Annotated in this window: 15 protein-coding genes and 1 other RNA gene; 7 read left to right on the plus strand and 9 right to left on the minus strand. The window is 54.2% G+C overall.

Going from position 1 to position 20,485, the window contains the following annotated elements; translation table 11 throughout:
- Window positions 1-379: RNase P RNA component class A (rnpB, locus tag MYB54_RS19910), an RNA gene on the minus strand.
- Between the two features lie 25 nt (window positions 380-404).
- Window positions 405-1,292, minus strand: a complete 888-nt coding sequence (gene rsmI, locus MYB54_RS19915) for a 16S rRNA (cytidine(1402)-2'-O)-methyltransferase (protein ID WP_248721272.1) — start codon at window positions 1,290-1,292, stop codon at window positions 405-407.
- Between the two features lie 61 nt (window positions 1,293-1,353).
- On the opposite strand from rsmI, the gene MYB54_RS19920 reads away from it, so the two are divergent.
- The 4 genes from MYB54_RS19920 (at window position 1,354) to dolP (ending at window position 4,965) form a co-directional block, all read left to right on the plus strand.
- Window positions 1,354-3,372, plus strand: a complete 2,019-nt coding sequence (locus tag MYB54_RS19920; RefSeq protein WP_040034196.1) for a penicillin-binding protein activator — start codon at window positions 1,354-1,356, stop codon at window positions 3,370-3,372.
- A complete protein-coding gene (locus MYB54_RS19925; RefSeq protein ID WP_039279491.1) occupies window positions 3,369-3,725 on the plus strand; it encodes a YraN family protein in 357 nt (118 codons plus the stop codon). Before MYB54_RS19920 ends, MYB54_RS19925 begins: the two co-directional genes overlap by 4 nt.
- Window positions 3,726-3,790: 65 nt before the next feature.
- Window positions 3,791-4,381: a DnaA initiator-associating protein DiaA gene (gene diaA, locus MYB54_RS19930; RefSeq protein WP_005975525.1), complete on the plus strand. Its 591-nt coding sequence runs from the start codon at window positions 3,791-3,793 to the stop codon at window positions 4,379-4,381.
- 11 nt (window positions 4,382-4,392) lie between these two features.
- A complete protein-coding gene (gene dolP, locus MYB54_RS19935; protein ID WP_014913879.1) occupies window positions 4,393-4,965 on the plus strand; it encodes a division/outer membrane stress-associated lipid-binding lipoprotein in 573 nt (190 codons plus the stop codon).
- Between the two features lie 125 nt (window positions 4,966-5,090).
- Here dolP and MYB54_RS19940 read toward each other — a convergent pair whose 3' ends face one another.
- The 5 genes from MYB54_RS19940 to mnmL all read right to left on the minus strand — a co-directional run bounded on the left by MYB54_RS19940 (window position 5,091) and on the right by mnmL (window position 11,740).
- A complete protein-coding gene (locus MYB54_RS19940) occupies window positions 5,091-6,386 on the minus strand; it encodes an alginate lyase family protein (RefSeq protein WP_014913878.1) in 1,296 nt (431 codons plus the stop codon).
- A gap of 71 nt (window positions 6,387-6,457) precedes the next feature.
- Entirely contained in the window at window positions 6,458-7,192 is a 735-nt protein-coding gene (mtgA, locus tag MYB54_RS19945) for a monofunctional biosynthetic peptidoglycan transglycosylase (protein WP_248721273.1), read from the minus strand.
- Window positions 7,189-7,842, minus strand: a complete 654-nt coding sequence (gene elbB, locus MYB54_RS19950) for an isoprenoid biosynthesis glyoxalase ElbB (RefSeq protein ID WP_014913876.1) — start codon at window positions 7,840-7,842, stop codon at window positions 7,189-7,191. The genes mtgA and elbB overlap by 4 nt, the downstream gene beginning before the upstream one ends.
- A 490-nt stretch (window positions 7,843-8,332) precedes the next feature.
- Window positions 8,333-10,699 (minus strand): aerobic respiration two-component sensor histidine kinase ArcB, encoded by a 2,367-nt coding sequence (gene arcB, locus MYB54_RS19955; protein WP_205595073.1) that lies wholly within the window; start codon window positions 10,697-10,699, stop codon window positions 8,333-8,335.
- A 111-nt stretch (window positions 10,700-10,810) separates the two neighbouring features.
- Window positions 10,811-11,740, minus strand: coding sequence for a tRNA modification radical SAM protein MnmL/YtqA (gene mnmL, locus MYB54_RS19960; RefSeq protein WP_248721274.1), 930 nt, complete (start codon window positions 11,738-11,740; stop codon window positions 10,811-10,813).
- Between the two features lie 651 nt (window positions 11,741-12,391).
- On the opposite strand from mnmL, the gene gltB reads away from it, so the two are divergent.
- Window positions 12,392-16,852, plus strand: a complete 4,461-nt coding sequence (gene gltB, locus MYB54_RS19965) for a glutamate synthase large subunit (RefSeq protein WP_039498171.1) — start codon at window positions 12,392-12,394, stop codon at window positions 16,850-16,852.
- Window positions 16,853-16,861: 9 nt separating this feature from the next.
- Entirely contained in the window at window positions 16,862-18,280 is a 1,419-nt protein-coding gene (locus tag MYB54_RS19970; protein WP_039279119.1) for a glutamate synthase small subunit, read from the plus strand.
- Window positions 18,281-18,327: 47 nt separating this feature from the next.
- On the opposite strand, the gene MYB54_RS19975 is transcribed toward MYB54_RS19970, so the two are convergent.
- Window positions 18,328-18,756: a GFA family protein gene (locus MYB54_RS19975; RefSeq protein WP_180789016.1), complete on the minus strand. Its 429-nt coding sequence runs from the start codon at window positions 18,754-18,756 to the stop codon at window positions 18,328-18,330.
- A 390-nt stretch (window positions 18,757-19,146) separates the two neighbouring features.
- Here MYB54_RS19975 and MYB54_RS19980 point away from each other — a divergent pair, with 390 nt between their 5' ends.
- Complete coding sequence (locus tag MYB54_RS19980) at window positions 19,147-19,920, plus strand: (S)-acetoin forming diacetyl reductase (RefSeq protein ID WP_248721275.1); 774 nt, start codon at window positions 19,147-19,149, stop codon at window positions 19,918-19,920.
- A 58-nt stretch (window positions 19,921-19,978) separates the two neighbouring features.
- Here the strand turns inward: MYB54_RS19980 and sspB are convergent, their stop codons facing one another.
- Window positions 19,979-20,482, minus strand: coding sequence for a ClpXP protease specificity-enhancing factor (sspB, locus tag MYB54_RS19985; RefSeq protein WP_010296690.1), 504 nt, complete (start codon window positions 20,480-20,482; stop codon window positions 19,979-19,981).
- Window positions 20,483-20,485 lie beyond the last annotated feature (3 nt).

A 20,485-nucleotide genomic window follows, 5' to 3' on the forward strand; every position in this document is an offset into this window, starting at 1 on the left:
GAAGGGAGTTGACCGTTAAGCCGGGTTCTGTCGTGGACAGTCATTCATCTAGGCCAGCAATCACTCACTGGCTCAAGCAGCCTACCCGGGTTCAGTACGGGCCGTACCATGTGAACCCCTATTTGGCCTTGCTCCGGGTGGAGTTTACCGTGCCACGAACTGTTGCCAGTCGCGCGGTGCGCTCTTACCGCACCCTTTCACCCTTACCTGATCCCACTTGCGTGGGCCATCGGCGGTTTGCTCTCTGTTGCACTAGTCGTAGGCTTGCGCCTCCCAGGCGTTACCTGGCACCCTGCCCTATGGAGCCCGGACTTTCCTCCCCTCCACCTGTCTCCCCCGAAAGGGACGGCAGTGAAGCGGCGACTGTCTGGTCAACTCCGGCGCGGATGATAGGGCAAATTGCCCTACTTGTCATCCTCCGATTCACCGCTATCGCCTTCTTGCTCCAGCCCATAGCGGTAAAGCGCGTTTTTCTTCACGCCGTGAATCTCTGCCGCCAGCGCCGCCGCTTTCTTCAACGGTAGCTCGGCACGCAATAGCGTCAGCGTGCGCAGCGCTTCCGCAGACAGCGCGCTGTCGTCAATCTGATGTCCTTCCACAATCAGCACCATTTCCCCTTTGCGCCGATTCTCATCTTCTTTCACCCAGGCCAGTAATTCGCCCACGGGCGCGCCGTGAATCGATTCCCAGGTTTTGGTGATTTCGCGCGCTAACACCACGTAGCGCTCGGCTCCCAGCACCTCGCTGATATCCTGCAGGCTGTCCAAGAGACGATGTGTGGATTCGTAGAAAATCAGCGTGCGAGTCTCTTCCCCTAGCTCACGCAGCTTATCCTTGCGACCTTTGGTTTTGGCGGGCAGAAAGCCTTCATAGCAAAAACGGTCAGACGCCAGACCGGACGCAGAGAGCGCCGTTATCGCCGCGCACGCGCCCGGCAGCGGCACCACGCGAACGCCTGCTTCACGGCAGCGTCGAACCAAATGGTAACCGGGATCGTTAATCAGCGGTGTGCCTGCATCTGAAACCAGCGCGATGCTTTGTCCTGACTGCAATTTAGTCAGCAACACATCCGCTTTTTGTTGTTCGTTGTGATCGTGTAATGCGAACAGTCGCGCATTAATCGCAAAATGTTGTAACAGCAGACCGGTATGGCGGGTATCCTCTGCGGCGATCAGATCAACGCTCGCCAATACCGCTAGCGCACGCTGCGTGATGTCGCCCAGATTGCCGATTGGCGTGGGGACAATGTAGAGGGTAGATGCAGAAATGTCTGCTTGTTGGTCTTGATTCATTGTTTCATCCGGGTTGCCGATTTAATATTGAGCATCTTTAAAAAAAATCACTGGATACAGTATGCTTCCCTTTCATTTCGTCCGTACCCAGGCAGGGCGTGTTATCCCTGTTTTGTTAGCGGCACTGTTTCTCGCAGGCTGTCCAAGTCATGCACCGCAGAGCCCACAACCCGAGGTTCAGGGCAAAGCCGACGCATCATCCGATTATTATCTGCAACAGATGCAGCAAAGTAGCGATAATAACAAGGCTGACTGGCAATTACTTGCTATTCGTTCCCTGTTACAGGAAGGGAAAGCCCCTCAGGCAAGCCAGCAGTTCAATGCACTGCCAGAAAAATTAAGCGCAGCGCAAAAGCAAGAACAGCAGTTACTCAGTGCGGAACTGTCCGTTGCCCAAAACAATATGGATGCGGCTAAAGCAGCGCTGAGCCAGCTTGATGTGGGCGCGCTTTCCGATGAGCAAAAGCAGCGTTACTACCAGACGCAAATCAAAACCGCACAAGGCCGTCCGTCCATTGAGCTGCTGCGAGCCTATATCGCTCAAGAGCCGCTGCTGAAAGGCGACGAGCACCAGATGAACCTCGATCAGACCTGGCTGGCGCTGACGCAAATGTCACCGCAGGAGTCGAACTCGCTGCTGATTAATGCGAATGAAAATGTGCTGCAAGGCTGGGTCGATCTGCTTAATAACTATCAGGATAACCGTACTTCTCCCGATCAGTTAAAGAGCGCGATTCAGGATTGGCAAACCCGCTATCCACACCATCCTGCTGCAAAAACGCTGCCTACGCAGTTGAATCAGGTCATTAACTACCAGCAGTCATCGGTGAACAGCATCGCATTGCTGTTGCCACTCAATGGTCAGGCACAGGTTTTCGCCAATGCCATCCAGCAAGGTTTTAACGCGGCCAAGAACGGTCAGATAGCCACCGCCCCCGTATCTGCCCCTGCAGCACCTTCAGCGGATGCTGCGCAGGACGGACAGGTAGTCCCATCATCCGACGGTCAGAATGCCCAATCACCCGCACCGTACAGCGATCAGGCGGTAGCCACCCCGACGCCTGCACCGGAAGCACAGGCGACAAGCGCGGGGCTGTCCAGCTCACTCCCGGTCAAAGTGTATGATACGTCTTCACAACCGCTGGCGAATATTCTCACACAGGCACAGCAAGATGGCGCTTCGCTGGTCATCGGTCCGCTGCTGAAAAATGAAGTGGATCAGTTGGCGAACAACCAGTCACCGCTGAACATTTTGGCGTTGAACCAGCCGGAACACGTCGAAAATAGCGCTAACATCTGCTACTTCGCCCTCTCTCCAGAAGATGAAGCCCGAGACGCGGCAAAATTTATCCATCAGCAGGGTAAACAGCAGCCGCTGGTTCTAGCCCCCCGCGGCGCACTGGGCGACCGTATCATTAACGCATTCGCTCAGGCCTGGAACCAGCAAAGCGGCACCAGCGCTCTGCAACAGCGCTTTGGCAACACGGCAGAGTTAAAACAGGCGATTAATAGCGGCGCGGGCTTAAGCCTGAGCGGTCAGCCTGTTAGCGTGTCGCAGCAGCAGGCACAGCCAGGCACCACCATCGGTGGCCTGACCATCCCGTCACAGGTTCAACCGACGACCAGTTCGTCCGTGAGTGGCAATATTGATGCGGTCTATATCATCGCAACGCCAGACGAGCTGGCGCTGATTAAGCCGATGATCGACATGCGCACCACCTCACGCGCACGTCCGGCGCTCTACGCCAGCTCACGTAGCTTCCAGGCCGGATTGGGTCCTGACTTCCGCCTCGAAATGGAAGGGTTGCAGTTCAGCGATATCCCTCTGTTAGCCGGTGCTAATCCAGCGCTGATGCAGCAGGTCAGCAGCCAGTTTAAAAACGATTACTCGTTAGTCCGCTTGTATGCCATGGGGATGGATGCCTGGACGCTCGCCAGCCACTTCGGTGAAATGCGCCAGATTCCGGGCCACCAGATCCCTGGGGCAACAGGAATGCTGAGTTCAGGGCCGGATTGCACCATCAATCGTCAGTTAACCTGGCAGCAATATCGTCAGGGTCAACTGGTACCCGTTCTCTGAATCAGCGAGCGGCTGGCGCAGTTTACGAACAACAGGCCCGGCGTTATCTTGAACGCGCGGGCCTGACCTTCACCGCGGCGAATGTTACGCTACGCGGCGGTGAGCTGGATTTGATCATGCGCGATCGCCATATTTGGGTGTTTGTCGAAGTGCGCTATCGGCGCAACGCCCATTTTGGTGATGCCGCAGCCAGCGTCACCCGACGCAAACAGCAGCGGTTGTTGCATGCCGCCGCCGTGTGGTTGGCACAGCGAGGTGCCAGCTTTGACACAGTGGATTGCCGTTTTGACGTGCTGGCAATTACAGGTGAACAGTTCGACTGGCTCCCTAACGCCTTTGCCGCACAGGGATAACATTTTTACCACTCAGGGATATCTTAATTCCTTGATGGCCTTCAATTTACGTAGGTTAATTCAACGTGCTGGATAGAATAAAAGTTTGTTTTACCGAGAGTATTCAAACGCAGATTGCAGCGGCAGAAGCCTTGCCAGACGCCATTTCCCGTGGCGCGATTGCGATGGTGCAGTCTCTGCTAAACGGCAACAAAATTCTGTGCTGCGGTAACGGAACATCAGCAGCCAATTCGCAGCATTTTGCTGCCAGCATGATTAACCGCTTTGAAGCAGAGCGCCCCAGCTTACCGGCTATCGCACTTAATGCGGATAATGTGGTCTTAACTGCGATAGCGAATGACCGCTTGCATGAAGAGGTCTATGCCAAACAAGTCAGAGCGTTAGGCCAAGCTGGCGACGTACTGCTGGCCATTTCAACCCGTGGCAACAGCCGCGATATTGTTAAAGCCGTAGAGTCTGCCGTTACCCGCGACATGACGATTGTCGCGCTGACCGGCTACGATGGCGGAGAACTGGCCGGGCTGCTCGGGCCGCAGGATGTGGAAATTCGCATCCCGTCACACCGCAGCGCCCGTATTCAGGAAATGCACATGCTGACAGTAAATTGCCTGTGCGATTTAATTGATAACACACTTTTTCCACACCAGAACGATTGAAGGAGCACTACATGAGGATAAGTTCTGCATTTGCCGTGCTGTCTATCGCCCTGCTGCTACAAGGCTGTGTCGGGGTTGTTGCTGTTGGCAGTGCCGTGGCAACCAAAACGGCCACGGACCCGCGTACCGTAGGCACGCAGGTTGACGATGGCACACTGGAAGTCCGCGTGACGAATGCAATCAGCAAAGACGAGCAGTTGAAAAAAGAGGCTCGTATCGTTGCAACGGCTTATCAGGGGAAAGTATTGTTAACAGGGCAAGCACCGAGCACAGAAATGGCAAGCCGGGCTAAACAAATCGCCCTCGGCGTGGACGGGGCAGCCGAAGTCTACAACGAGATACGCCAAGGCACGCCGGTTTCAATGGGAACCGCCTCCATGGATACCTGGATCACCACCAAAGTGCGCTCACAGATTCTGGCAAGCGACACGGTTAAATCCTCTAACGTCAAAGTCACAACGGAAAACGGCGAAGTCTTCCTGTTAGGTCTGGTGACACAGCGTGAAGGCACCTCTGCCGCAGAGATCGCCAGTAAAGTTGGCGGCGTGAAGCACGTCACGACGGCCTTCACCTACCTGCAATAACGCGCTTTTTTCTTTAAAAAACAAAAAACCGCTGATGACAACATCAGCGGTTTTTTTATTTCTGCACTTTTTATCCCGATTCAGGGACGCATATCTTTGCCTGATGAGGCCGAGGCTCAAGGAAATTATGGCGTAACAGGGTTAAGCAGCCAGAGTGCGCGGCGAGTTTCAACGCTGATGTGACTCGGTTCTTTATCGCGCGCACCAGCTTCACCGGTGAGCAATTCTGCAAAGCCTGCCTGCCTGATTTGCGTCTGATAACGCGGCGTGTTCGAACCACGCTCCGCCTGCAATAACAGCGGGATAAGACGGCTGCTTTGCCTGTCCATCGTTTTGCGCGGCCACGCCTTGTTTTCATCCAGATACGGTGCCATAAAATCCAGCGCCTTTATCACACTGCTTCCCTTTGGCGTGTGGTACTGCCAGATATTCTCGCCGACGCGGGAAGCCAGAATAGCCATATCCGTTATCGCCTGAAGGTTGAAGTAGCTGTAATGGAAAGAACGGGTACGCGCCAATTCTTCCGGCTGAGCCCCATCCGGTTGCAGCTGGTGATCCAATTTTTCCCGCTGTAACTGCGCCATGGATTTCACCACGTCGATTTTCCCCAGATACCAGGCGATCCCCGCAACCTGTACCGTATACCAGCTACCGTGGTTGTTCTGGGCCGTTGCCTCTTTTTTCCCCAGCTTGCTGGTTTGCAACCAGTGCAGATAATCACTCATCCATGTCTGCATCTGCTGTTCATCCTGCGCCGTCCAGCCTGGGGCGTGACGCAGCATAATCAGCGAATCGACGATGCGGGTGGAAAAATAGCGCCCGTCCAGCACGCCCGAGCCTCTGCCCGGCGCGATGCCCGGCACGCCTTGCGCGAAGTCGAGGTTAGGGTTCATGCGCGTCTCGGGGTCGATAAACCAGGTACGGATCATCGACATGGCTTTGTCGGCATAAGCCTGTTTGCCAGAGAAATACCACGCTAGCGTCAACGCCTGCGTTTGGGCAGTAAATTTTGCCAGCCTTACCCCATCGGTCTCCTCATCCTTGCTGGCAGGGTTTACCTGCCCATCACGACGAATCCAAGGCAAACCATCAGCTTTGTCGGGATCGGGCCACCAGTAGGCGCTGAGGCTCAAATAATCATGCTTTGAACCACTGGGTGGCGTGGATTTCTTTTCCGTCACGCTGGGGTTATTTATTTTCAGCGCGCGGTCGGCTTCCGAAATAAGCTGCTCGTACGCCATTCGCGTCTGCGGCTTTTCCGTTTTCTGCTGTAGCTGCTGTTTTACTGCGGATAGCTGAGACTGCTGCAAGAAGGCGTAGGGATTATCGGGGGATGACGCTTTAGGCTCCGCGTCCGCACGGGCAACGGAAGCCACACAACATAATGCAACCAGTAAACCTGACCAATAACGTAACCGCATACTTTCTCCTGATGTCGAAAACACGACCGTTAACGCGAAAATTTCTCGGTATAGTAAACGAACAAAGCGACTTAATTCAGGTTGTTATCTCGCAAAAATGCGTCGCCGCCCATCTGCCTCATCTGGCGCAAAATCCACTGCTGGCGTTGAATAACATAGCCGGAGGGCGCATTCACACGAAAGCGAATGGGGTTTGGTAGCACCGCCGCGAGCAAAGCGGATTCACTTGCCGTCAGCCTGCTGGCAGGCTTGTTGAAATAACGTCTGGCGGCCGCTTCCACGCCAAAGATGCCGGGGCCAAATTCAGCGATATTCAGATACACGGTCAGAATTCGCCGTTTCGTCCAGACCAGCTCAACCCCGGTGGTAATACCCGCTTCAAGCCCCTTGCGCACCCAGCTACGTCCATCCCACAGAAACAGGTTCTTCACCATCTGCTGCGAGAGCGTAGAGGCTCCGCGAATCCGCTGCGTGTTGCGCTCGTTGTGCTTCAGTGCCTGACCGATCGCATCCAGGTCGAAGCCCCAATGCTGAGGGAATTTTTGGTCTTCCGCCGCTATTACCGCCAGCGCCATTTCCGGGGCGATCTCCTCCATCGAAACCCAGTCAGAATGAGCAACGTAGGAGAATTCGCCTCTCAGCCATGCGCTGATCTGCCTATCGGCCATCACCGCAGAGAACGGCACAGGCAGGAAGGAAAACAGCAGGATGCCAGCCAGCCACGCACCGATGACAACCAACAGACTCCGAACAATCAGGCGCTTCAGCCACGTGAATAAGCCTCCACGCCCTCGGTTCCACCTCATTCGGTGAGATCCAATACGCGTGCCACAAGCTTATCAATGCCTTGTGCCGCTTCGCTGATGGAATTAGCCAGCATATAGGCCGGTGTGGTTACGATTTTATGTTCCGCATCGACCACGATATCATCGACCGGACAAACCACGTGGATACCGCCCATCTCGTCGACGGCTTCAGCGGTATCAATATCGTTACCAATGGTTACGCGAACAGGTACACCCAAAATCGTCGGTAGCAGTGCGGGTGAGATGCAAATAAAACCAATTGGTTTATTTTGCTTATAAATTTCCTGTGTGAGCAATTGCAGCGTTTCATCAATCTGACACGCCGTTCCCTGCGTCGCGAAGTCACTTAAATTTTTCGCCGCGCCAAAACCACCCGGCACAATCAGCGCATCTAAATCTTGTGCATGTGCTGCAGAAAGCGGCTGGATTTTTCCTCTGGCGATCCGTGCTGATTCTGCTAAAACGTTGCGATTCTCACCAGTTACGTCACCTGTCAGGTGATTAACCACCTGTAATTGTGGTTTATCTGGCGCAAAGCAAACCGCTTGCGCGCCCGCGCGATCCAGCGCAAGTAACGTCAATACGGCTTCATGAATCTCGGAACCGTCATAAACACCACAGCCACTAAGGACAATGCCGACTCGTTTCATCATCTTTTCCTTCATTTCATTACATCAACTAATTGATTTTTTAATTGACAAACACTAATCTACATCACACATTTTAATGATTCTTGTAACAAAGATTTCTACATTTGCTATTTTGTTGCTTGATGAAGATGTACAGTAGCTAGGTTTTAGTCGTTGTTGTAAGTTGTAGTCGTTAAGAGCAACGTTGTAGTTGTTAAGAACATAGTTAAGACACGAATATCCGCACTTGCGAGTTTACAAACCCTGAGATCTAAATGCAGGTGCATGTTTTCCCTGGTGTTGGCGCATAATTCGCGCACCCCGGCTTCGGTCGGGGTCATTTTTTTCTACCGTATGAAAACGTGCAAAGCCCTCGCATCCCCATCCCCCTAGAATCGTAAACATCACCCAATCTGCCGCTGTTGGCACTTTTTGCATGATATCGCGCAAGACGAAAACAAATTGTCTACCCGTTTTGCTCGCCACGTCCTTGTGGCCGCAACAGACCGTATCAGGATTCTTTTTCGGCTTTTGCTACCCAATCACGCAGTACCTGAACGTCATGACGCCAGTCGTGCTTAAGCTCATCAACCCATTCCTGCACGTTATCCCACCATGCCGGTAGCGATGAGGTCTGAATCTGCTGGGCGACTTGTTGCAGATGCCGTAATCCAACAGAACCCGCCGCCCCTTTGATTTTGTGCCCTTCTTCCGTAATGCCTTTCTGGTCGCGCGCTGTCATATTGGAATCCAGAATTGCCAGATAGCCCGGCATCATCTGTTCAAACATCTCCAGACTCTGGTGGATCAATTTCGGCCCCACCAAATCCAGATACTGTTCCAGCATCGGGATATCCAGCAGATCTTCTTCTGCGTTTGCCATGTCATCCTCCTCCTCAACCATCGGTTCTTCCGTCCACACCGTATGCGTGTCCCAGAACTGTTTGATGACAGCCGTCAGCGCAGGCACCGACAGCGGCTTACTGAGCACGTCGTCCATACCCGCATCCAGATATTCACGTTTATCTTTCAGTACGTTCGCCGTCAGCGCCACCAGCGGCGGCATGCTGCGTTTGCCATAGCGTGAACGCAGCTGACGCGCCACGTCCAGACCGGTCATATCCGGCAGTTGGATATCGAGCAGAACCAGGTCGAACTCATCGGGATCGAACATATCCAACGCTTCCTGCCCGGTCATGGCGACATCCACGCTATTACCCAATTTTTCCAGTACCGAACGCGCGACGACGACGTTGAGCTCAATATCCTCCACCAGCAGAACGTGCAGCGCTGGTAGCGGCAAATCGTCGTCGTCCAGACAGCTTCCCGCTTCATCGACGCTCGGTGCCGTCACGGTCAGAGTGAAACAGGATCCCTTGCCTTGCGTGCTGGAAACCTGGATATCGCCTCCCATGTTCTGTGCCAGACGCTTCGACACCGCCAGACCGATTCCCGTACCCGTTGCGGGCTTTCCGCCGTGCTGGTCTTTGACCTGATAATACATGGCGAAGATTTTTTCCAGCTCATCCGCCGGAATGCCCATCCCGGAATCTTCCACTTCAAAGCGCAGACGATCGCCTTTTTCATGCCAGACGCGCACCACAATTTCGCCTTTTTTGCCGTTCTCACCCTTCGGCGTGAATTTCACCGCGTTACTAAGCAGGTTCCACAAAATCTGCCGCAGGCGCGTTCCATCAGTAATGACTTTCTGCGGCAAAGGCTGATGCTGGTCCATAATCAGCTTCAGGCCTTTCGGTTCCGCCAGCAGGCCGCCGAGGTTTTCCAGATCCACCAGAAAACCGGTGAAATCAATCGGCTGGTTATCCAGTTGCACCTTACGGCGCTCCTGTTTGTCCATCTCAATCACGTCGTTAAAGATATTGCCCAGCGTGATCGCGCTGACGTGGATGGTTTTCAGGTATTTTTGCTGCTCAGGGTCAAGTTGCGTATCCAGCAGGATGCGACTTAACCCGACAATGCCATTAAGCGGCGTACGAAGCTCGTGGCTGATTGTTGAGATAAAAGTGGTCTTCTCCCTACTGGCGTTCTCTAACGCGTCCTGGTAACGCTTACGCTCCGTTATATCGCGTCCAAATCCCATCAGCCCGTGACGTTTGCCCATCCGGTCATAAAACGGCACCTTGCGCAGCTCAAAACAGGCTTTACGGCCATCGGGATACACCAGCCATTGTTCATAGGTCAGAGAAACGTTGTGGCGGAACACTTTTTCGTCCGTTTCCATCACTTTCTCGGCAATATCGGGGGAGTAAACATCTTGCGGCGTCAGACCAATAAGCTGCTTCTGGCTTTTGCCCACCAGCAGTTCCATCGCACGGTTGCAGCCTGAGAATTCTTTATCTTCGTTACGGTAGTAAACCAAATCCGGCGAGGCATCGAGGAATGAACGCAGCAGCGCAGATTGCTGCTCCAGCTCAATCTGCGCCTGTTCACGGCGGGACATCTCTTCTTTGAGTCGGCTCATCACCAGCGCGCGCGCGTCTTCCGCTTTGATACGGTCGGCGATTTCCTGATTGAGCTGCGCGATATTCTCCTGAAGCTGCGCATTCAGCTCCAGATCCCGATGGCGCATTTCTTCCAGCTTTGCCACCAGCTTCGCCAGCCGCTGGCGCGACTCTTCGAGCTGTTCCACCACCACGGAGAGAAAATAAACGGCCCAGGGCGTAATCAACAGCCCGAAGAAAATGGAGCGGACCACGTCGATATTTTCGACTTCCCCGCTGAGCAACAGGGTGACGGCCATTTGCACCACCATCGCCAGCAGCACCAATACCGAGGCCAGCAGCAGTGAAAAACGAACAAGCCCCAGTTTTACCATCAAATCAACATAGTACTGCGCCAACAGACGAATTTGCTTCATAGCGATTTCCCTTAGTCACCCACCCGCGCATCATAACGTAAAACGACGGCTTATACGGTGCTGCCGCACAGATTCACGGCACAGCATTAGCCGCCAATGCCCTGCGGCACATTACCTATCAGCATAGCGGTAAGGCGTTCCCAGCGCGGAACCCTGTACGCCATGCGTTTGCAGATAGCGATCCAGCTCCACCATGCCCGTCCAGCGGTTTTCACACCAAAGCGGTGCCAGAAGCGTCGGGCGGCGGGCGCTGGCGGAAATGCGGTGATAAATCACCTCCGGCGGCGTATGGCGGATCATCTCTCCTGCTATCTCCACGTAGCGGTCCAGTGCCAGCTCTGGCAGCCTTCCCGCTCGCCAGGCCTTCGCCATCGTGCTGCCTTCCACGATATGGAGAGGATGAAGCTTAATACCCTCCACGCCGGTTTCAACCACCTGCTTCAGCGTCGATAAGCAGTGCTGTGCGTCATCTCCCGGTAAACCCACAATCAGATGACTACACACTTTCAGGCCGCGTTCACGCGCGCGGCGGGTGGTTTCCTGATAGCAGGCGAAATCATGACCGCGATTAATCCGGTGCAGCGTTTTGTCACACGCGCTTTGCAGGCCCAGTTCCAGCCAAACCTCGTAGCCCTGTTCATGATAGCGGGACAGCAAATCCAGCACCGCATCGGGCACGCAGTCGGGGCGAGTGCCCACGCAAATCCCCACCATTTCGGCCTGCTTCAACGCTTCCTGATACATGTTTTCCAGCACCTGAACCTCGGCATAAGTGCTGGTATACGCCTGAAAATACGCCAGATACCGTTTGGCCCGGTTCACCTTTCCCGCCTGCGCTTCCAACTGCTGCGCGATGCTGCGTTGCTGCATCTGCTCATCGGCAAACGAGGCCACATTACAGAACGTGCAACCGCCCCGCCCCAGCGTGCCATCACGGTTTGGGCAGTTAAACCCGCCGTGCAGCGTCAGCTTGTGGATCTTCTCGCCATAGCGACGTTGAAGATTTCCGCCAAACATATTGATTAATTTTTGCAATTGCATATTCTAACCTGCTCCCTTGAGGAACAGCAGACTACCTTTCTCTCGCTCCCTTCGCGATGACCGCGATCAATCACACACATCCCAATGAAATGCATTTTTATTCGCTTTTAGTGAAAATAAACTCACGTCAGTGCTAATTAATTTTTCTTATCCCGCATGCTCGCTTAATGAAAAGATGAAGCAATACTTAAAAATAGTTTCATGAAATCTAAAAGTAGTCATATACAGCATAATATGCTACGACGCAGAGAGAACGCAGCATGGATAAGGGTTCCCGCGCTTTTGTATAGTGATACAGCTCACACTTCAATTAAACCCCATATCCATTTATCGAGATAGTTTTTCTAAAAAAATCATTATCTTTCATAGGTATAATTAAAAATTATCGCTTATCAGCACATTTTACACAGGTATTTGACCTGAACAGGCTTTCTCGCTAATTTGGGGATCCGCTGGAAGCTTTCCTGACGGGTTCACGACTCGTCATATTTATGCAGTAAATGAAGACTCCCTCTAAAAACAAGTCATTTACCACTTGTGAGACCGTCACGAGAGGCCGAAGAAGAGAGCGTAATACTAGCCGCTCAACGCCACGGTGCTTTCTCGCAGTAGGTTGTGAGAGTCACACAGAGCCTGGGGAGGTTCACTAACATGTTGTACGATGCATCCCAAGAGAGAGATAACTGTGGTTTCGGATTAATCGCCCATATAGAAGGTGAGCCAAGCCATAAAGTAGTGCGTACTGCCATTCACGCACTCGCACGCATGCAGCACCGTGGCGCAATCCTTGCTGACGGCAAGACTGGCGACGGCTGCGGTTTATTACTTCAGAAGCCCGATCGTTTCTTTCGTCTGGTGGCGGAAGAGCACGGCTGGCGTTTAGCCAAAAACTACGCCGTTGGCATGATGTTTCTCAATCAGGACGAAGAGCTGGCTCGCGCCACACGTCGGATTGTAGAAGAAGAGTTGCAGAACGAAACGCTGTCCGTACTCGGCTGGCGTGAAGTTCCGACCAACCCGGATGTACTGGGGGAAATTGCCCTGTCGTCCATGCCGCGTATTGAGCAAATTTTCGTTAACGCCCCGGCTGGCTGGCGTCAACGTGATATGGAACGTCGCCTGTTCATGGCGCGTCGTCGTATCGAAAAACGCATTGAAGATAAAGAGTTCTACGTTTGTAGTTTCTCCAATCTGGTCACGATCTATAAAGGTCTGTGCATGCCGGCGGATCTGCCGCGCTTCTACCTCGATCTGGCCGATCTGCGTCTGGAATCGGCAATTTGCCTGTTCCACCAACGTTTCTCAACCAACACCGTTCCACGCTGGCCGCTGGCGCAGCCGTTCCGCTATTTGGCGCACAACGGCGAGATCAACACCATCGCTGGTAACCGTCAGTGGGCACGCGCGCGTGCTTACAAGTTCAAAACGCCGCTGATCCCGGATTTGCAGGATGCCGCGCCGTTCGTCAACGAAACCGGCTCTGACTCCAGCTCACTGGATAACATGCTGGAACTGTTCCTGAGCGGCGGGATGGATATCATCCGTGCCATGCGCCTGCTGGTTCCGCCAGCCTGGCAGAACAACCCGGATATGGATCCTGAACTGCGTGCCTTCTTCGACTTTAACTCCATGCACATGGAGCCGTGGGATGGCCCGGCCGGTATCGTGATGTCCGACGGGCGCTATGCTGCCTGTAATCTGGATCGTAACGGCCTGCGCCCTGCGCGCTACGTCATCACCAAAGACAAGCTGATCACCTGTGCGTCTGAAGTCGGTATCTGGGATTACCAGCCGGATGAAGTGGTTGAAAAAGGCCGCGTCGGTCCGGGCGAACTGATGGTGATCGACACCCGCAGCGGTCGTATCCTGCACTCCGCCGAGACCGATGACGATCTGAAAAGCCGTCACCCTTACAAAGAGTGGATGGAGAAAAACGTTAAGCGTCTGGTGCCGTTTGAAGAGTTGCCAGACGATCAGGTCGGCAGCCGTGAATTCGACGATGAGCTGCTGGAGACCTTCCAGAAACAGTACGGTTACAGCAGCGAAGAGCTGGATCAGGTCATCCGCGTGCTGGGCGAGAACGGTCAGGAAGCCACGGGGTCGATGGGCGATGACACGCCGTTCGCCGTGCTGTCCAGCCGTCCACGCATCATCTATGACTACTTCCGTCAGCAGTTCGCGCAGGTGACCAACCCGCCGATCGATCCGCTGCGTGAAGCGCATGTGATGTCGCTGGCGACCAGTATTGGTCGCGAGATGAACGTTTTCTGTGAAGCGGAAGGTCAGGCTCACCGTCTGAGCTTTAAATCACCGATCCTGCTTTACTCCGACTTCACACAGCTGACGTCGCAGGATGAGCTGCACTATCGCGCCGACACGTTGGATCTGACGTTTGATCCGTCGCAGCAAACGCTGCAACAGACAATCGAGAAGCTGTGTGACGAAGCAGAAAGCAAAGTCAGAGACGGTGCCGTGCTGCTGGTGCTCTCCGACCGTGGCATTAGCGAATCACGCTTGCCTGTCCCTGCGCCGATGGCCGTCGGTGCCGTTCAGCGCCGTCTGGTCGAAAAGAGCCTGCGCTGTGATGCCAACATCATTGTCGAAACCGCCAGCGCGCGCGACCCGCACCACTTTGCCGTGCTGTTAGGCTTTGGTGCGACGGCTATCTATCCTTACCTCGCCTACGAAACGCTGGCGCGGATGGTGGATAACCACACGATCGACAAACCTTATCGTGCCGTGATGCTGAACTACCGTAACGGCATCAATAAAGGCCTGTACAAGATTATGTCCAAAATGGGTATCTCGACGATTGCGTCTTATCGCTGTTCCAAGCTGTTTGAAGCCGTGGGCCTGCACAAAGACGTGTCGACGCAATGCTTCCTGGGCGTCGTCAGCCGCATCGGCGGTGCAAACTACAGCGACTTCGAACAGGATCTGTTGAACCTGTCTAAGCGTGCCTGGCTGAAACGTAAAACGCTGGAACAGGGCGGCCTGCTGAAATTTGTTCACGGCGGCGAATACCATGCCTACAACCCGGATGTCGTCACCACGCTGCAAACCGCGGTGAAAACCGGGGAGTACAGCGATTACGAGCAATACGCCAAACTGGTTAACGAGCGTCCAGCAGCGACCTTACGCGACCTGCTGGCACTGAAACCGCAAGAAGGCGCGGCTATCGCGATCGACAGCGTTGAACCCGCTTCTGAAATGTTCAAACGCTTCGATACCGCGGCCATGTCCATCGGTGCGCTCAGCCCTGAAGCCCATGAATCGCTGGCAGAGGCGATGAACGGACTGGGCGGTTTCTCCAACTCCGGTGAAGGCGGCGAAGATCCGGCGCGTTACGGCACCAATAAAGTGTCCCGTATCAAGCAGGTTGCTTCTGGCCGCTTTGGTGTGACGCCAGCCTATCTGGTTAACGCCGATGTGATTCAGATTAAAGTGGCGCAGGGCGCGAAGCCGGGCGAAGGCGGTCAGTTACCGGGTGATAAAGTCACGCCGTACATTGCTCGTCTGCGTTATTCCGTGCCGGGCGTGACGCTGATTTCACCACCGCCGCATCACGATATTTACTCTATCGAAGATCTGGCACAGCTGATTTTCGATCTGAAGCAGGTCAACCCGAAAGCGATGATTTCGGTAAAACTGGTGTCCGAACCGGGCGTCGGAACTATCGCTACAGGCGTTGCCAAAGCGTACGCCGATTTGATCACCATTGCTGGCTACGACGGCGGCACGGGTGCCAGCCCGCTGTCCTCCGTGAAATACGCGGGCTGTCCGTGGGAGCTGGGTCTGGTTGAAACGCAACAGGCTTTGGTCTCCAACGGTCTGCGTCACAAAATCCGCCTTCAGGTGGACGGTGGCTTGAAAACCGGTCTGGATATCGTCAAAGCGGCGATTCTGGGTGCAGAAAGCTTCGGCTTCGGCACCGGACCAATGGTTGCGCTGGGCTGTAAATACCTGCGTATCTGTCACCTGAATAACTGTGCGACAGGTGTTGCAACGCAGGATGAGAAACTGCGCCGCGATCACTACCACGGCCTGCCTGAGCGTGTAACCAACTACTTCCACTTCATCGCGCATGAAACTCGCGTGCTGATGGCAGAACTGGGCGTCAGCCGTCTGGTGGATCTGATTGGTCGTACCGACTTGCTGGTTGAGCTGGACGGTTTCAGTGCGAAACAGAACAAGCTGGATCTGTCGCCGCTGCTGCACGCTGCACAGCCTCAGCCGGGCAAAGCGCTGTACTGCACTGAAAGCAATCTGTCGTTCGATAAAGGCTTGCTGAACAAAGAGCTTCTGGCGCAGGCACAGCCGCACATCGATGCGAAACAGGGTAAAGCGCTCTACTTCGACATCCGTAACACCGATCGCTCCGTCGGCGCGACGCTGTCCGGTGCAATTGCCGAGAAACATGGCGATCAAGGGCTGGCAGGCGATCCAATTAAAGCGCACTTCTCCGGTACCGCAGGACAGAGCTTTGGCGTCTGGAACGCCGGCGGCGTAGAGCTGAAATTAACTGGCGATGCCAACGACTACGTGGGCAAAGGCATGGCAGGCGGCAGTATCTCCGTGCGTCCTCCAGTCGGTTCTGCCTTCCGCAGCCACGAAGCCAGCATCATCGGTAACACCTGCCTCTACGGCGCTACCGGCGGTAAGCTGTTTGCCGCGGGCCGTGCAGGTGAGCGTTTCGCCGTACGTAACTCCGGCTGTATCACCGTGGTAGAAGGCATCGGCGATAACGGCTGTGAATACATGACAGGCGGTATCGTCTGCGTACTGGGTCGTACTGGCGTGAACTTTGGCGCAGGTATGACTGGTGGATTCGCCTACGTGCTGGATGAAGACGGTGAATTCCGCAAACGCGTTAACCCGGAACTGGTGGAAGTGCTGGATGTCGAAGAACTGGCTATCCATGAAGAACATCTTCGTGGCCTGATCACCGAGCATGTACAGAATACCGGTTCACACCGCGGAGAAGAGATCCTCGCTAACTGGCCGACCTGGGCACCGAAGTTTGCTCTGGTGAAACCGAAGTCAAGTGATGTGAAGGCATTGTTGGGTCACCGTAGTCGTTCCGCAGCCGAGCTGCGGGTTCAGGCGCAGTAAGAGGTCATCATGAGTCAGAATGTTTACCAGTTTATCGACTTACAGCGCGTTGATCCGCCCAAGAAGCCGCTGAAGATTCGTAAAATTGAATTTGTTGAGATCTACGAGCCGTTCTCAGAAAGCCAGTCCAAAGCCCAGGCAGACCGCTGCCTGGCGTGCGGTAACCCTTACTGTGAGTGGAAGTGTCCGGTACATAACTACATCCCGAACTGGCTGAAGCTGGCGAACGAAGGCCGCATTATCGAAGCGGCTGAGTTATCGCACCAGACCAACAGCCTGCCGGAAGTCTGCGGTCGCGTATGCCCGCAGGACCGTCTGTGTGAAGGGTCTTGTACGCTGAATGATGAATTCGGCGCGGTCACCATCGGCAACATCGAACGCTATATCAATGATAAAGCGATAGAGATGGGCTGGAAGCCAAGCGTTGCCAACGTCAAACCGACCGGCAAACGCGTCGCCATCATTGGCGCAGGCCCTGCTGGGCTGGCGTGTGCTGACGTGTTGGCACGCAGTGGTGTACAGGCTGTCGTGTTCGATCGTCATCCTGAGATCGGTGGCCTGCTGACCTTCGGTATCCCTTCTTTCAAGCTCGAAAAAGAAGTGATGGTGAAACGTCGTGAGATCTTCACCGAGATGGGCATCGAATTCCGTCTGAATACCGAAGTTGGTAAAGACGTGCAGATGAAAGCGCTGCTGGACGAGTACGATGCAGTCTTCCTCGGCGTCGGCACCTATCAGTCTATGCGTGGCGGATTGGACAATGAAGACGCTCAGGGTGTCTACGATGCGCTGCCGTTCCTGATCGCTAACACCAAGCAGCTGATGGGCTTTGAAGCCGCAGTAGACGAGCCTTACATCAGCATGCAAGGTAAACGCGTTGTGGTGCTGGGCGGTGGTGATACCGCGATGGACTGCGTGCGTACCTCGATTCGTCAGGGCGCAACGCACGTTACCTGTGCCTATCGTCGTGATGAAGAGAACATGCCGGGCTCCAAGCGCGAAGTGAAAAACGCGCGTGAAGAAGGCGTCGAGTTCAAATTCAACCTGCAACCGTTAAGCGTCGAGATCAATGGCGCGGGCAAAGTGTGCGGCGTGAAAATGGCACGTACTGCGCTGGGCGCACCGGATGCCAACGGCCGTCGTCGTCCTGAAATCGTAGAGGGTTCCGAGCACGTACTGGAAGCCGATGCGGTCATCATGGCGTTTGGCTTCCGTCCGCACAAAATGGCGTGGCTGGCAGAACATGACGTCAAGCTGGACGACCAAGGTCGCATTGTCGCACCTGAAAGTTGCGATAACGCGTTCCAGACCAGCAACCCGAAAATCTTTGCGGGTGGCGATGCAGTACGCGGTTCCGATCTGGTGGTTACCGCCATCGCAGAAGGCCGTAAAGCCGCTGACGGTATCATGAACTATCTGGAAGTGTAAGAACGACCCACTTCTCTTAAGGGCAGCGTAGGCTGCCCTTTTCTTTTTTAGTCTTTACCAGATTCGTCTTTACCGGAATACAGCGCAATCACCTCCTGCTCTGTCAGCATCGGCGTCTTTTCCGCAAACGAGTAGTAGCTCGGTTTGTTATCGATATAAATCTGCGTGACCATCTTCTTGTTGGCTTCGTCGGCAAAAAAACCTGCTGGAATTTCATAAGCATCCGTACCGCGCAGACGGTAAAACAGATGTGTGCCGCACACGCGGCAAAACGCGCGTTCGGCCCATTCCGATGACTGCCATACCGTAATGTTTTCTTCGCCTTCTATTTTAATCGCCGGATCTTTGCACTCCACCGCCATGAGCGGCCCTCCGCCCCACGTCTGACACATACCACAATGGCAGACAGCCACTTCACTGACAGAATGCGTCGTGGAAATCGTCACCCCGCCGCATAAACAACGACCTTGATGCATAGCTCCCTCTCCTAATGTTCTGCCTTCTGGAATCGCAATATCCCATAAACAGGGAATATCGCCGCTGGTTTCGGTTATAGCATAGGTGATATACGCCTTTGCTCTTACTCTCAGGAAGTCGGACAGCGCTCAACTTTCATCGATATTTCCCTAAACCATCGATAGTTCCCTAAACGCCGTGGTCAGAAGCTGAAGTGAACCGTAGCAGCCGGTAGCGATCCACCCCATACGGAATATCACACCAAACAGGCTAATAAAACCTTCGTCTTTCCACTGGGTTCTAAAGAACCTTTCGTAATAAATCCTGCAATATCACGTTAACGACCTACACTTACCTCCGGCATTAACTTGTCTTTATTGAGATTGGATTTCATTAAGGAGGAAGGAACTATGACAGTCGAAGTGGCTCTTGTAACAGGAGCCGGTCAAGGAATTGGTCGCGCTATTGCTCTCAGACTGGCGGCAGACGGTTTTGCCGTCGCCATCGTGGACTATAACCAAGAAACCGCACACAGCGTGGCGCAGGAAATCGAAAAATCCGGCGGGCAGGCCATCGCACTACAGGCGGACATCGCGGATCGTGAAGCGGTTTTCGCCGCCGTTGCCGCAACCAAAAAGCGTTTTGGTGACTTTAACGTCATCGTCAATAACGCTGGTGTTGCCCCTTCAACCCTGATTGAAGACATCACGCCAGACGTTGTCGATCGCGTTTATAACATCAACGTCAAAGGCGTTATCTGGGGCATTCAGGCTGCGCTCGATGCCTTCAAATCTCTGGGACACGGCGGAAAAATCATCAATGCCTGCTCGCAGGCCGGGCATGTGGGCAACCCCGAACTTGCCGTCTACAGCTCAAGTAAATTCGCAGTGCGTGGCTTAACGCAAACGGCCGCACGCGATTTAGCGCCGCTGGGTATCACGGTCAACGGTTACTGTCCGGGTATCGTAAAAACACCAATGTGGGATGAAATCGATCGGAAGATCTCCGAATCCGCAGGGAAACCGCGTGGCTATGCGACGGAAGAGTTCGCCAAACGCATCACGCTGGGCCGCCTTTCCGAACCGGAAGATGTCGCTGCCTGCGTGTCCTATCTGGCCAGCCATGATTCCGACTATATGACGGGGCAGTCGCTATTGATTGATGGCGGAATGGTGTTCAGTTAACCGCATAGTCCGCGAACAACGGGAATAAGAAAGGGCACCACAAGGGTGCCCTTAAACATTACTTCACGACCCGTAGCGACGGTCGGCCACCTTTAGGCGGCTGTGGTGGTTCATCATCAGAACCCGAGCCATCGTCAGGCGCTTCAGAATCAGGTGAGCTATCGACAATCGACATGACCGTCCCTGAAGCGGGTGCGCCTTCCTGAAAGTCTTCATACTCACCTGCAGATTCGTAAGCAGGTTCGGACTCAAACATCGTTCCAGCCCCGTTCTCACGTGCATAAATCGCCATGACGGCCGCCATCGGCACATAAACCTGACGCGGTACGCCGCCAAAACGGGCATTGAAACGAACGCTGTCATCAGCTAACTCAAGGCCGCCAACAGCGCGCGGTGCGATATTCAGCACGATCTGGCCGTCACGGGCGAACTCCATCGGCACCATAACATCCGGCAGAGTGACATCTACCACCAGATGAGGCGTTAATTGGTTATCCAGTAACCAATCATAAAAAGCCCGTAATAAATACGGACGACGCGGAGACAGTTGAGACAACGCCATACG

The sequence above is a fragment of the Pectobacterium nicotianae genome, from assembly GCF_023272715.1.
GTDB classification, from domain to species: Bacteria; Pseudomonadota; Gammaproteobacteria; order Enterobacterales; family Enterobacteriaceae; genus Pectobacterium; species Pectobacterium brasiliense.

Bases quoted from the DNA above. Each gene is read 5' to 3' on its own strand.
- rsmI (WP_248721272.1), bottom strand. From the start codon at position 1,292: ATGAATCAAGACCAACAAGCAGACATTTCTGCATCTACCCTCTACATT.
- MYB54_RS19920 (WP_040034196.1), top strand. From the start codon at position 1,354: ATGCTTCCCTTTCATTTCGTCCGTACCCAGGCAGGGCGTGTTATCCCT.
- dolP (WP_014913879.1), top strand. From the start codon at position 4,393: ATGAGGATAAGTTCTGCATTTGCCGTGCTGTCTATCGCCCTGCTGCTA.
- MYB54_RS19940 (WP_014913878.1), bottom strand. From the start codon at position 6,386: ATGCGGTTACGTTATTGGTCAGGTTTACTGGTTGCATTATGTTGTGTG.
- mtgA (WP_248721273.1), bottom strand. From the start codon at position 7,192: ATGAGGTGGAACCGAGGGCGTGGAGGCTTATTCACGTGGCTGAAGCGC.
- elbB (WP_014913876.1), bottom strand. From the start codon at position 7,842: ATGAAACGAGTCGGCATTGTCCTTAGTGGCTGTGGTGTTTATGACGGT.
- arcB (WP_205595073.1), bottom strand. From the start codon at position 10,699: ATGAAGCAAATTCGTCTGTTGGCGCAGTACTATGTTGATTTGATGGTA.
- mnmL (WP_248721274.1), bottom strand. From the start codon at position 11,740: ATGCAATTGCAAAAATTAATCAATATGTTTGGCGGAAATCTTCAACGT.
- gltB (WP_039498171.1), top strand. From the start codon at position 12,392: ATGTTGTACGATGCATCCCAAGAGAGAGATAACTGTGGTTTCGGATTA.
- MYB54_RS19970 (WP_039279119.1), top strand. From the start codon at position 16,862: ATGAGTCAGAATGTTTACCAGTTTATCGACTTACAGCGCGTTGATCCG.
- MYB54_RS19975 (WP_180789016.1), bottom strand. From the start codon at position 18,756: ATGCATCAAGGTCGTTGTTTATGCGGCGGGGTGACGATTTCCACGACG.
- MYB54_RS19980 (WP_248721275.1), top strand. From the start codon at position 19,147: ATGACAGTCGAAGTGGCTCTTGTAACAGGAGCCGGTCAAGGAATTGGT.
- sspB (WP_010296690.1), bottom strand. From the start codon at position 20,482: ATGGCGTTGTCTCAACTGTCTCCGCGTCGTCCGTATTTATTACGGGCT.